We start from the raw sequence: 13,724 nt of genomic DNA, 5'->3' as shown, positions 1-13,724 counted from the left end.
GATTTCCTCAAAAGTCAGCAGGGGCAAATGCGCCCAAAAAATGGCAGATTGCCGAAAAAGGCCGCAATTATACATAAAATCCCTGCATTTGTCGGGACTACTGCGCGATTACGCAAAATGATCTGCTGTAAAGACCCTCTGCTTTCACCTCAATGAAAGTATGGCGGAATATTTTTTAAGGGAAATTGCTACGCTTAGATATTTAAGATAAGGTGAGGCGAAATATCTGATATTCATAGGTAACATTGCTTAGAAATACCTAAGTCATTGTGATTGAATATCATTGAACCCCTTAAATTTAGTAGGGGGATTCCGCTGGCATTTTTTAAAACTGAACTACGCTGTCTATCTTTCTTACTTATTTTCATAAGTGAGAGGCATCAGGCCAGCGGTTATACACCAAATTTATTTTAATAATATCAATTGGTTGTTTTGATTTTAATTATTTCTATACGTAATTATAAAAGCCAAAAAATCTATAAATAAAACGATTGGGCTAAATAAAAGTAATGCCATTTGCGTTAAGGAAAAATTTTCCATGCACACACAGACAATTTATGAATTAAGTCAGGAAGCGGAACGCTTGCTGATGCTCTCGCTTGAACATCTCAGGCAATTGCAAAAATTGCCCGTGACCTCGTTGGATGATGTCGCGCTAAAACAAGGAGAGCATAGCAGTCAGGTTGTTCAGCCCCTGCATTTCAGCGCGCGTGGCATGGATGTCCAGCAAGCAACGCTCAATAATGAGCTGCGCAAGATTACGCGTCTGGAAATGGTGCTGGCGATTGTTGGCACCATGAAAGCGGGAAAATCGACGACGATTAACGCGATTGTGGGGACAGAGGTGTTACCTAATCGTAATCGCCCCATGACGGCGTTACCAACGCTAATACGCCATACGCCGGGGCAGAAAGAGCCGGTGCTGCATTTTTCACATGTCGCGCCGATCGATGCCTTAATGAAGGTTTTGCAGCAACGCGTGCGCGAGTGCGATCGCCTGCGTCTTACGCAGACCCTGGAAATTGACAAGGATATGAATGTCCTGCTGCAACATATTGAAAATGGTGTGGCATTTGAACGGTATTATCTTGGCGCACAGCCTATTTTCCATTGTCTTAAAAGCCTGAACGACCTGGTGCGCCTGTCAAAAGCATTGGACGTTGATTTTCCTTTTGCTGCCTATGCTGCGATTGAGCATATTCCGGTTATTGAGGTTGAATTTGTCCATTTGGCTGGACAGGCAAGCTACCCAGGGCAATTAACGCTGCTGGATACGCCGGGGCCGAACGAGGCGGGACAACCGCACTTACAAAAAATGCTCAATGAACAGCTGGTGCGGGCCTCTGCGGTGCTGGCGGTGTTGGATTACACCCAACTGAAATCGATTTCCGATGAGGAAGTGCGTCAGGCGATTATGGCGGTCGGCAAGTCAGTTCCTCTGTATGCGCTGGTGAACAAGTTCGATCAGAAAGACCGCAACAGTGACGATGAAGACCAGGTGCGGGCGTTGATTTCCGGCACATTGATGCAAGGCGGAATCGCCCCTGAAAGAATTTATCCGGTCTCCTCAATGTGGGGCTATCTGGCGAACAGGGCGCGTCATGAGCTGACGACGCGCGGGCGACTGCCGGATCATCAGGAGCAACGTTGGGTGCAGGATTTTGCCGAAGCGGCGCTTGGCAGACGCTGGCGCACCACCGATCTTGACGATACGGAACACATCCGCCATGCCGCCGACCTGTTGTGGGAAGACTCGCTGTTTGAACAGCCGATCCAGAAAGTGATCCACGCCGCTTATGCTAATGCTTCGTTGTATGCGCTTCGCTCTGCGTCACATAAGTTATTGAACTATGCACAAAGCGTGCACGAATATCTGGAATTTCGCGCCCACGGGTTAACGGTCGCCTATGACAAACTGCGGCTGAACATCACGCATATTGAAGAGGATATGCAGCAGTTAGAAGTGAGCCAGGGGCGGGTGAGCGATGAAGTCAGCCATGAAGTAGAACTGGCGCTGGAGGCTGCCGCTGCCTATCTCAGTGAGCAACAGACTGAGATTCTTTGCGGTATCAATACGTTCTTTGTCAAAGATAACGTCCTGATGATGTCACAACACGGTCTGGGGAATGCTGTGAATACGGCAGAAATGGCCGGAGAGATGTTGGTGCTGCATGATGAAGGGCAGGCGAAAATTGTGTTAGATAAAATTCGCTCATCCTGTGAGGGGGTATTGCTGGCGGCGCAGGAAAGCATCAGCCGGGACTTAGCCCTGCGTTTTGAACAGCTTGAGTCGACGCTCTCCCGGGCGCTAAATGACGCGATGCGGCCAATTGAGCAAAGGGTGAAAGAGGAGCTAAACCACGCCGGTTTTCGTGCGCGGATCCGTTTTCCAGCGTTCCATACGGCGATGTTTAATTTCAATACCCGCCAATTGTTTAACGAGGCCATTGAGCAGGATATTCCGGCAGAAAATGCGCCGTCTACTGGCGGTGTGGTGCGTGACACTTTCTCTCGTTGGCTAAATCAACCCAACTGGGGATGGAATGATTACGTCGAAACAAAAACGCGTTATCTCATTGATATGGGCGCATTGCATAAAAACCTTGTGCAGTACGTCTCCCAGTTTTGCCAACAAATTCGTAAAGCTTTAGCTGCTCAGGTCGATATCTCCGTTACGGCTGGCATGGCCACATTTTTTGCTGATTTCTCTCTGTGCCTGGCGCAATTGCAGGCGAGTCTGAGTGAGAGCCTGACGCTACGCCAACAAAATGAATCGGCGGTGAATGCAATGAATGAGCAATTGCAGCAGCGCATTACGATTGCGACATGGCTTTATGAAGATTCCCGATTGCTGCGTGACGATATCAATACCCTTTTTGCAACCGAGCACACATGACTAACGTTTTACTGGAAGGCCCCGGGAGGACGCTGGAGTGTGTCTACCCGAAGTTTATGGTCGATCTGGTTCAGGGAGATGAAACCAAACGTTCCGGCGGTTTTCTGCAACAGCAGAAGCGGCTGCGTGCGCGTCTGACGCAGGAAGTGTTATCCCAAACGCAACTGCGGGCGTGGGTGATGGCGGGAGTGTCCAGCGAGCATCTGGTGATGCGCCTTAAGCTGGTGGAGAAGCTGGCAGGCATGATTGACCCGGGTCATCTGGCGCTGGTACGGATCGCCGAAGGGCTGATGTTTTTGCAACAAACAGAACACCCGCGTGGGCTTTCAACCCCCGGTCTTTTACAGCAAATAAATTCACTGACTGACTGGTTTACCCAACGCGCGGCGTATAAAGAGAAGGCGCTGACCCAGCGCGGCCTCACGGTTCAGGCGGGCGAGCATAGCGAACAAATTTTTACCCGCTGGCGGGCTGGCGCGTATGACGGCTGGTCGTTACCAGGACGCTGTTTTGTCGCGCTGGAGGAGCTACGTTGGGGGGCTTTTGGTGATGCCTGCCGGTTAGCGAATGCCGATGTGGTGTTAATGCTAAAAGATAACCTGCGAACCATGGCGGCTCAGGCATTGGCGGACAGCGTGAATGCAGCGCCCGCTACGCGTCATTACTATCATCATTGGCTCAGCACGCCAGCTGTCGGCGGATCGGGCGAGTATAACGATATGCTGAGCTGGCTGGGGAGCTGGTGCGATGCGCAACGTCATCCGGTAAGCTGGTCGGTGACGCAGCGGTGGCAAAACGTGGCCTTGGGGATGCCGCGATTGTGTTCGGCAAAGCGGCTGGTCGATGCGATGGTTGAGGAGATTTTTGCACCGACCCTGCTCGTCAATTGAGCAGGGCTGGTGAGTAGGATAAAGGCAGGTTTAGTGGTGCAGAGAGTCTGCCGGGGTGGCCACCGCTTCGTTGGCGACCAGGTTTTTATTAAAACGTTTGGCGTACAGCGCGGTGATAATCGGCACCAGAATGGCGGTGACAATTACGCTGGCGGCAACCAGCGCCGTAGCGGATGCGGCAACCGGTTCGAACGCTGGGTTAATCTGGGCGATAATCACCGGGTTTGCTACCGCAGCGCCTGCTGCTGAAGAGGCTGCGACGCCTGCCGTACCGTTCCCGCCACCAATAACACGGTCAGCAATAATCAGCGGGATACCGGTGATGACGATAACCGCGACACCCAGCATGATACCCAGCAGACCGGTATCAACGATCACGCTCAGGTTAATAGTGTTACCCAACGCGAAGCCGAAGAACGGGATCAACACCGGTGTGGCTTTGCTGAAGAAAGAACGCAGGTCGTGATCCAGGTTGCCCAACGTAAAGCCAATCAGGAACGGTAATACCGCGCCGATGAAATGGTGTGGCTCGAAGGAGGCCAGACCCGCAGAGCCGAGGATCACCATGGTCATTAACGGACCGGATTCCAGAGACATCAACACAAATGCGCCGGACTCTTCTTTGGTGCCGTACTGGTTCATCAGGCTGGCGTACAAACCACCGTTGGTCATGTCCATTGCGGAGACAATTGCCAAAACTGAGAGGCCTGCAAAGAACCCGGTTTGAATACCGGTATCAGGAATAAATGAAGCAGCAATCATTGCCACTACCCACGCCACGGCTATTTTGGTTATTACCAGCGTACCGGACTTGCGTAATACCGTACCGGTTGCCCGCAAATCGATAGATGCGCCGATACAAAAAAACCACACTGCCAGAATCGGTACCGTTCCGCTGATCATTCCTTTGGTAAACGAACCGAAATACGCACCGGTATCCGGAGCTAACGTATTTAACACTGCGCCTAATAACAGAGGAATCAACATCATTCCGCCGGGGATGCGTTCAATCGTGGCTTTAATTTTCATAAACGTCCTCATGTCTTGTCGCTGCTAAAACTCGCGCAAGAGGGTAAAAATTAATAAATTCAAATGGTTACTGGTATTTCTTAACAAAGAAAATCGCTATCTCTTTGTTTTATAAAATCTAACGCGGCATACGTTGAGCGTGTTGCTGCTCCCAGGGATATTGCGTCTGGAATTAGTTTGCATTCATGGGAACATTGATTCAATCAAAATAAAACGATGTTTTAGTTATCTTCATCACATATTCCGAGCAAAAGTTCCCGGCCGCTCTGATTATTAAAAAAGCTGTGATCTTTTTGTGAAGGGATTAGGTGGTTTTTTTGCTAGCAGAATAATAGTGACCGCTGTGATTGTTGGTGCAATAAAGCGATTTATTCTTGTATTTAATTGTCAGTAAATCGCAAGCATTACATGTAAAAAAGCTGACTAAGAATGACCTAATTTACGCATGTTGACGAAATGAAAAACTATATGTGAAGTTGATCACAAATTTAAACGCTGTTAGGGTAAAGAGGTCATTAACCGCCCAATCAGGCGTCAACAGGTTCGGTTGTACTGTGCGTTTCTCGTCAGTGTAAGTAAACCTGCTACGCTTGTTACAGGGAATGCGCCTGTGCATTCCCCGCTCGGTGATGACCCTGACGCATGGGCGTTAGGGGACTCGAACTGGAGCGTGACAGGGCTAAGTCTATGAGGACGAGTATGCTAAAAAGGAAAAAAATAAAACCGATAACGCTGCGCGACGTTACCATCATTGATGACGGTAAATTGCGAAAAGCCATTACCGCAGCGTCGTTAGGTAATGCGATGGAGTGGTTCGATTTTGGTGTTTATGGATTTGTTGCTTACGCATTAGGTAAAGTGTTCTTCCCGGGGGCTGACCCCAGCGTGCAGATGGTTGCTGCACTCGCCACCTTCTCTGTTCCCTTTCTGATTCGACCGCTTGGCGGATTGTTCTTCGGTATGCTCGGCGATAAATACGGTCGTCAGAAGATACTCGCTATCACCATCGTGATCATGTCGATCAGTACATTCTGTATCGGTCTTATTCCCTCTTATGCCTCAATTGGTATCTGGGCACCGATTCTGCTGTTGCTGTGTAAGATGGCGCAGGGGTTCTCGGTCGGCGGAGAGTATACCGGGGCATCAATTTTTGTCGCAGAGTACTCGCCAGACCGTAAGCGCGGATTTATGGGCAGTTGGCTGGACTTCGGCTCGATTGCCGGGTTTGTGCTGGGCGCGGGCGTGGTGGTCCTGATCTCAACTATCGTCGGCGAGGATAACTTCCTTGAGTGGGGCTGGCGTATTCCGTTCTTCCTGGCGCTACCGTTAGGGCTGATTGGTCTGTACCTGCGCCATGCGCTGGAAGAGACGCCGGCGTTCCAGCAGCACGTGGATAAACTGGAGCAGGGCGATCGTCAGGGTCTGCAGGAAGGTCCTAAGGTCTCGTTTAAAGAGATTGCGACTAAGCACTGGCGCAGCCTGTTGGCATGTGTTGGTCTGGTGATTGCCACCAACGTCACCTACTACATGCTGCTCACCTATATGCCGAGCTATCTGTCGCATAACCTGCATTACTCTGAAGACCACGGCGTGTTGATTATTATCGCCATCATGATTGGTATGCTGTTTGTGCAGCCGATTATGGGTTTGCTCAGCGACCGTTTTGGGCGTCGTCCGTTTGTGATCATGGGCAGTATTGCGCTGTTTGTGCTGGCGATTCCGGCATTTATTCTGATTAACAGTAACGTTATTGGCCTGATTTTCGCCGGGTTGCTGATGTTGGCGGTGATCCTCAACTGCTTTACCGGGGTGATGGCGTCAACGTTACCGGCGATGTTCCCGACGCATATTCGCTACAGTGCGCTGGCCGCCGCGTTTAATATCTCGGTATTAATCGCCGGTCTGACTCCGACATTGGCCGCATGGCTGGTGGAAAGCTCGCAGAATCTGATGATGCCCGCTTATTATCTGATGGTGATTGCGGTAGTAGGTTTGATTACCGGCGTGACCATGAAAGAGACGGCTAATCAGCCGCTGAAAGGCGCGACACCTGCTGCTTCGGATATTCAGGAGGCGAAAGAGATCCTCGGCGAACACTACGATAACATTGAACAGAAAATCGAAGATATCGATCAGGAAATTGCTGAGCTACAGGTTAAGCGCACGCGTCTGGTGCAGCAGCATCCGCGTATTGAAGAGTAACGGTGTTATTGCCTGATGGCACTACGTTTATCAGGCCTACGGGCAGCGTTGTACTCAGTAGGCCGGATAAGGCGCTAGCCGCCATCCGGCGCATGGCCTGGGCATTCGTGTTATTGCCTTGGCACTACGTTTATCAGGCCTGCGGGCAGCGTTGTACTTTCGTAGGCCGGATAAGGCGCTAGCCGCCATCCGGCGCATGGCCCGGGCATTCGTGTTATTGCCTGATGGCACTACGTTTATCAGGCCTACCGGCAGCATTGTACTCAGTAGGCCGGATAAGGCTCTAGCCGCCATCCGGCGCATGGCCAGGGCATTCGTGTTAATGCCTTGGCACTACGTTTATCAGGCCTACGGGCAGCGTTGTACTTTCGTAGGCCGGATAAGGCGCTAGCCGCCATCCGGCGCATGGCCTGGGCATTCGTGTTATTGCCTGATGAGACTACGTTTATCAGGCCTACGGGCAGTGTTGTACTTTCGTAGGCCGGATAAGGTGTCTTATGATATCAACTTAAGGTTGGCTTAATCTGTGTCAGGCAAACTCTCCTCCATAGTTTCGGAGGAGAGTGTCATGAAAACCCGTATTTATGAAAGTTTGACCACCGTGTGCAGTGTGCTGATCGTCAGCAGCTTTTTGTATGTGTGGGTGAGCTCTTACTGATTTTTCGCCAATTCCACCCATGCGCGAGTGCCGCTGGCTCCCTGGCGATTTTGCAGATAGAAATGCCCGTGATGTAACTGGGTGATGCGACTGACAATGCTCAGCCCCAGCCCAATCCCACCAAAACGGCTGTCCATACGGACGAATGCTTTACTTAACTCCCCGCATTTACTTTCATCAATGCCCGGCCCTTCATCCTCGACGGCCAGGACGGCATCATGCTCGGTGTTCAGGCTAATCGTAATATGGGTGCCTTCCGGGCTGTAACGATGCGCGTTTTCCACCAGATTTCGTAGCAGCATCCGCAACAGCGTAGCATCGCCACGCACGACAACGTCCGCCGCGCTTTGTGGCAGGAGCAGCGTCTGTTTACGTTGGTCCAGCATGGTGTTGAGTTCATCGTAAGAGGGCAGAATAACGTCCTCCAGCAGTTTGACATGCTGGTAGCTCCCGGCCGAAAACGACTGTCCGACGCGGGCGAGTTGCAGCAGCTGCGATACGCTGTCCATCATTTGATCAAGGCGGGCAATCAACGGCGTAACGTCGACATTATGGGTTTTGGATAATAATTCCAGATGCAGGCGAACGCCTGATAGCGGTGTGCGCAGTTCGTGGGCGACATCGGCGGTAAATAAACGTTCGTTTTCAATAGTGCTGGTCAGCCGCGTTACCAGGTCATTGAGCGCTGAGACAACGGCCTGGATCTCAACGGTTGAGCTGTGAATTTCAATCGGGGCCAGGTTATCGGCTGCTCGTGCCTCTAACTCTTTTTGCAGATCGGCAAGGGGACGGGTAATACGTCGCACCGCCTGGTAGCAAATTAGCAGCGTCAGGCTGACCATAAAGATGCCGGGGACGATCAGGCTGGCGATAGCCTCGCGGATCTCATGCATGATGTGGCGATCGTTGTTACGGTTATCGCGCAGCGCCTGTTCGAATAACTGTATTTGCTCGGTACTTTCGTGCCACAACCAGAAGGTGCTAATGAGCTGAAAGACCAGCAGAATTAGACCGATCGTCAGTATTAACCGTTGGCGAAGAGGGAGAGGTCGTTTTAGATATTGCAGCAGCTTCACTTAGCTTTCCTCAGTGGCGACCAGCATATAGCCAAATCCCCTGACCGTGCGGATACGTGATTTCCCCACTTTATCGCGCAGATTATGGATGTGGACTTCCAGCGTATTGGTCGACGGTTCGTTATCCCAACTGTAGATGTCGTTATACAGAATTTCCCGGTGAACAGGACTGCCTGCCTTGAGCATCAGACGCGACAGGAGCGCGTATTCTTTCGGCGTTAAGATAACCTCTTGTCCGTCCATCCACACCTGGCGACGACCGATATTCAGCGTCAGATTGCTGACAATTAATTCACTTTCACCCTGATTGTTGTGGCGACGCAGAAGTGCCCGGATGCGGGCGTGCAGTTCTTCCAGTGCGAACGGTTTGATCAGATAGTCATCGGCACCCACGTCCAGCCCGCTGACCCGGTCTTTGAGCGTGTCACGGGCGGTGAGGATCAGCACGGGGAGAGAGTATTTCTTCTGTCTGATGCGGGTCAGGAAGTGCAAGCCGTCTTCATCCGGCAAGCCCAGGTCCAGAACAACCAGACTGTAATGTCCGGTCTCCAGACACTGCTCGGCTGCACGGGCGGTTGACACGCCATCACAGGCGTAGCCTTCTGTTTGCGCAGCGAGTATCAGTCCCTGTAATAACAACGTATCGTCTTCAACAATCAGGATTTTCATTCGTTTAGCCTCCCCGGCAGGGTTGCAGAATATCATCTGCCGCCTGATATTTCTGTGTTTGCACGCCCGTTAATCCCAGCAGAGTTGAGAAGAGATTATCCTGCGAGAAGTCTTCTGAGCTTGCCCGTTTTTGCAAACATGTCTGAGAGACCTGATAGCGTTGCTGATAATCCTCGGAGAGCCACAGCAGCATCGGCACATGTTTTTGCGTATCTGGTGCAATCGAATACGGCAGGCCGTGCAAATAGACGCCATTTTCCCCTAAGGATTCGCCGTGATCGGAAAGATACACCAGGCTGGTGGTGAAATTATCCTGATGTTCTTTCAGTATATTGATCGCTTTATCAACAATATAGTCAACGTAAAGAATGGTGTTGTCGTAAGTATTGACCAACTGTTGCTGCGAACAGGTCTGGATTTCGTTGGTATCGCAGGTTGGCGTAAATTTCTTAAACTGCGCAGGATAGCGGTTGTAATAGGTCGGACCGTGGCTGCCGATGGTATGCAGCACAATCACGCCGTCGCCTTGCAGATTATTAATGTACTCTTCCAGCCCGTGGAACAGGACTTCATCGTAGCATTCGCCGTCAATACACTGCCCTGGCAGGTTCAACTTAGTCATATTCTGGTGTGGAACCCGGTCGCAAGCCCCTTTGCAGCCGCCGTCGTTATCGTTCCACAGAACGTTAATTCCCGCCCGCTGAATGATGTCGAGTACGCCTTCCTGATGCTGTGCCAGTTCTTCGTCGTAGTGCGCGCGTGGCATATCCGAGAACATGCAGGGTACTGATACTGCCGTTGCCGTTCCGCAGGATGTGGTGCGGGGGAAATAGACCACATCATCTTTTTCCAGCAGCGGGTTGGTCTGGCGCGAGTAGCCTGACAGCGAGAAGTTATCGCCGCGCGAGGTCTCGCCGAGAACCACAATCGTCAGGTTCTTACGCTTTTCTTTCACCATCAACGGATTGCGATGTGCATCCTCGCCAATGCGCACCAGCGGCAGGTGGGCCAGTCGCTGGTGTGAATACCAGGATGACGTCGCCACAATGCTGTTGGATGGACTGAGGGATTTCACCAGTTCTTTGTTGTTGCGAAACAGTGAGGCGTAATCTTTATAGAAGAACGCAGCGACCAGCACGATCAGCAGGGCGGAGATCAGAATGTTCGCGCCACGAAACAGTACGCTGCGCATAACTGGCGTGATCGGTTTAATTTTTACCCAGCAGGCAATGAGCGCGGCCAGAATGCCGCTCACCCCGAGTGTGATGAGCATTTGCGGCGTCAGCAAAGCAAAGGTTTCGGCGGGCGTAGTGTCCATCATATTGGCGATCATCGAGCGGTCGATGATGATGCCGTAGGTCATGATGAAATATTGGGCCGATGCACCAACCAGAATGAAAATGCACGCCACCAGGCGATTAAGCCACAGGAATGAGGCCAGCGTCAGCACGATGTTCATGACGCTGAACGCGACGACCGGCATTGATAAAAACACCAGCACGTTACGCACAGAGTCCAGAGGCAGGACTTGCAGCACTTGTTTATAGAACGCAATGTTCAGGAAGGTCGCAAGATAAAATGAGATCAGCAGAAGCCAGCTGATTAGCCCGAGAGTGGGCCTTTTAAACAAGAGCTTTAACATTAAGGGGGTTCCATCGACTATGTGGCGCAAATCCTCTCAAAGTAAAATTAAGCCAACCTTAAGTTCTTAATGTTGATTTTTCGAAGAGCGGTAGGAGAACGTTGACCCGATGAACTTACGCCATCGGGCCACGACGATTGTTGGCGTTAGTTATTGTTTACCGGGGCATCCAGTGGATACGGGTTTTTATGGATCCGGTTGTAGTTCAATGCGTACAGCGCGGTGATGATCATCAGCGTGACGAACGACCACATCACTTCTTTGGCACCGGAACCGACAACCGCCCAGATGCAGTAGACAAAGGCGATAAAGGTCACCAGTAAGTACATCGGGCGTGCTTTACCAAAGTGGCCATGGCCGAGCAGCAGCAGCGCGGCGCAGGTGTACAGATACGGCACCAGGGTGAAGATAACGGAAACCGAAGAGACCAGACCAAACTCTTTCGCTGCGTTTGGCGACATGCTGCTGAACTGGAAGATGGTCATCAGGATGCCGACGATAATTAACCCGGCCACTGGCGTACCGGCTTTGTTCACGCGGGCAAAAATCGGTGGGAACAGGCCGTCATCGGCTGCGGCTTTGGCGGTTTGCCCGGCAAGCAGCGTCCAGCCGCCCAGAGAACCAAGACACCCGGCAGCAGCACAGAAGGAAACTATCGCCCCAGCGGTGTCACCCAGCGCCATACGTGCGGCATCACCGAACGGAGAGGCTGATACACGCAGCGCCGCGTTAGGGATCATACCCATGATTGCGGTGGTGGAGAGCACGTAGCAAACAGCGGCAATCAGCACGCCGCCCATGGTGGCGATAGGCACGTTGCGTTTGGGGTTTTTAACCACACCGGCCGCGACGGAGGCGCTTTCTACCCCGATAAATGACCATAAGGTAACATTCAGAGTGCTTTGAATCGCGCCGAAGGTGTTCATCCCGCTGACGTTCCAGGCCGCCATATAGGTTTCACCGCGGAACCAGAACCAGCCGAAGACGGCAATCCCGACAATTGGCACCAGTGCCAGTACCGTTGCGACGGCCTGTACGCGGGTGATCATTTTCGGTCCGACAATGTTCAGTAATACGAAGATCCACAGCACTACGACGCAGGTCAGCGTCAGGACCAGCGGATCTTTTAAGATGGGGAAGAAGTAGCTCAGGTAACCGACGCCAATGACCACCATGGCGATGTTACCAATCCAGCAGGCCAGCCAGTACAGCACGTTGGTCTGGTAGCCCAAAAAAGGACCGAAGCAGCGGCGGGCGTAAGCATAAGAACCACCGGGACTGGAGTCTAAGGACGACATTTTGGCGTACACCATCGACAGTGCCAGAGCACCGATAATCGTGACCAACCATCCGTAGATTGCAATCCCGCCAGTTGACGCAAGGTTTGCGGGTAGCAGGAATACACCGGAACCCATAATATTCCCCGACACCATAAGGGTGACGGGGATTAAGCCCACTTTGTGAGCATCAGCATCCGTCGACATATTTTTTAACTCCTGATAAGGATAAATGACGCCTTATCATACCTCGTCAAAAGTCTGTTTAATGATGACGGAGCTGGGGTATCGCTAATGCTGATATTATTATGGCTTATCGCTAACTGATTAAAAATCAGGCGGCGGATGGCTCCCTATGTTGGCTAACATAATGCAGAGGCGTCATCCCATAGAACTCTTTGAATACGGAGATAAAGTATGAGGTACTGTTATATCCACACAGTTGAGAGACCTGAGAAATGTTTTTGCCGTCCATCAGTAATTGATTGACAGCATATCGCATGCGACATGTGGTAATTATTTGGCTGTAACTTGTATTTTCACTTTTGAGCTTTTTCTTTAACAAACTGGGACTCAGACATAAGCAACTGGCAACCATGCTTAAATTCCAGTCTTTATGTATATCGCTCTCAATAATGTGATAAACGCTATCGCTGATACAGTTGCGTAGCATATACATGAGCAAAGAAATAAACTTTTTGCTGTCGAGAAAGCGTGATAACACCGTGAACAGTAGCGAACGCGTACGCTCTCTTTCAGCTTCGTTCACTGTGTCCATTACGCTGTGTTGGGCAGCCACCCTGAAGACATCCGGCGTCAGACACGCGGCGGTCATCACTGGGCTGGCACTGCGTTGCCAGAGTGGGATCTGTGAAAGGTCTTTATTTAAAAAGCGCAGATAATCTTTAATGATATCGCGGCTGATATGTACGACCAATGCGTTATTAAGTGATGAGAAATCGATAATATTATTATCGCATGCCACCAGTGCCATATGATTAGCTTTTAAACTGATGGCTTCTTTACCGTTAATCCTTAACCAAACATCCTTCTCCGTTAATACAACAACACAAGCTTCTTTGCTGCAAAGCCTCATACCCAACTCCAGGAATATGAACATAAAACACCGTAGCTCAACATCAGATGAGCCAAATCGGCTAAATTGAAATTGTATGATGAAACCAGGACTGCAATAAAATAACGTGTCTGAAATTAATTACAATGTTTGGCGGGATTTTTCTTATGTACACATTTTTGTACGCAAGTGGAAAGGCGCTATTTGCGTATAAAAAAAGCGCGGGGTGGTCCCGCGCAAAAAGGTATGACAATGTTATTGTTTTGCAGCAATACTCAGGAATTACTCAAGCATGACATGTCTACCTTAA

The 13,724-nt window shown here is 50.8% G+C and carries 10 protein-coding genes; 4 read left to right on the top strand and 6 right to left on the bottom strand.

Features of this window, described 5'->3' with window-relative positions:
• The first annotated feature begins 538 nt into the window (after positions 1–538).
• A complete protein-coding gene (crfC, locus tag OGX86_RS00115; RefSeq protein WP_286638974.1) occupies positions 539–2,896 on the top strand; it encodes a clamp-binding protein CrfC in 2,358 nt (785 codons plus the stop codon).
• Positions 2,893–3,786, top strand: coding sequence for a diguanylate cyclase regulator RdcB family protein (locus OGX86_RS00110; protein ID WP_048227455.1), 894 nt, complete (start codon positions 2,893–2,895; stop codon positions 3,784–3,786). Before crfC ends, OGX86_RS00110 begins: the two co-directional genes overlap by 4 nt.
• Before the next feature lie 30 nt (positions 3,787–3,816).
• Here the strand turns inward: OGX86_RS00110 and kdgT are convergent, their stop codons facing one another.
• Positions 3,817–4,815, bottom strand: a complete 999-nt coding sequence (gene kdgT, locus OGX86_RS00105) for a 2-keto-3-deoxygluconate transporter (protein ID WP_128317538.1) — start codon at positions 4,813–4,815, stop codon at positions 3,817–3,819.
• A 699-nt stretch (positions 4,816–5,514) separates the two neighbouring features.
• Between kdgT and proP the strand changes: the two genes are divergently transcribed.
• Positions 5,515–7,017, top strand: coding sequence for a glycine betaine/L-proline transporter ProP (gene proP, locus OGX86_RS00100; protein WP_003826737.1), 1,503 nt, complete (start codon positions 5,515–5,517; stop codon positions 7,015–7,017).
• A gap of 568 nt (positions 7,018–7,585) precedes the next feature.
• A complete protein-coding gene (gene pmrR / locus OGX86_RS00095) occupies positions 7,586–7,675 on the top strand; it encodes an LpxT activity modulator PmrR (RefSeq protein WP_003826741.1) in 90 nt (29 codons plus the stop codon).
• Here pmrR and pmrB read toward each other — a convergent pair.
• The 5 genes from pmrB to OGX86_RS00070 all read right to left on the bottom strand — a co-directional run bounded on the left by pmrB (position 7,669) and on the right by OGX86_RS00070 (position 13,435).
• Complete coding sequence (gene pmrB, locus OGX86_RS00090; RefSeq protein WP_286638972.1) at positions 7,669–8,751, bottom strand: two-component system sensor histidine kinase PmrB; 1,083 nt, start codon at positions 8,749–8,751, stop codon at positions 7,669–7,671. The genes pmrR and pmrB overlap by 7 nt on opposite strands.
• Positions 8,752–9,420, bottom strand: a complete 669-nt coding sequence (gene pmrA / locus OGX86_RS00085; RefSeq protein WP_286638970.1) for a two-component system response regulator PmrA — start codon at positions 9,418–9,420, stop codon at positions 8,752–8,754.
• Positions 9,421–9,424: 4 nt separating this feature from the next.
• A complete protein-coding gene (eptA, locus tag OGX86_RS00080; protein WP_286638968.1) occupies positions 9,425–11,062 on the bottom strand; it encodes a phosphoethanolamine transferase EptA in 1,638 nt (545 codons plus the stop codon).
• A 146-nt stretch (positions 11,063–11,208) separates the two neighbouring features.
• Positions 11,209–12,546 carry an arginine/agmatine antiporter gene (gene adiC / locus OGX86_RS00075; protein ID WP_003031853.1) on the bottom strand — a complete coding sequence of 446 codons (1,338 nt, stop codon included), beginning with the start codon at positions 12,544–12,546 and terminating at the stop codon, positions 11,209–11,211.
• A 127-nt stretch (positions 12,547–12,673) separates the two neighbouring features.
• Positions 12,674–13,435 (bottom strand): AraC family transcriptional regulator, encoded by a 762-nt coding sequence (locus OGX86_RS00070; RefSeq protein WP_008786968.1) that lies wholly within the window; start codon positions 13,433–13,435, stop codon positions 12,674–12,676.
• Positions 13,436–13,724 lie beyond the last annotated feature (289 nt).

Origin of the sequence: Citrobacter sp. Cpo040 (genome assembly GCF_030332915.1) — a bacterium.
Taxonomy (GTDB): Bacteria; Pseudomonadota; Gammaproteobacteria; order Enterobacterales; family Enterobacteriaceae; genus Citrobacter; species Citrobacter portucalensis.
This window is presented reverse-complemented; position numbering and strand designations above follow the sequence as displayed.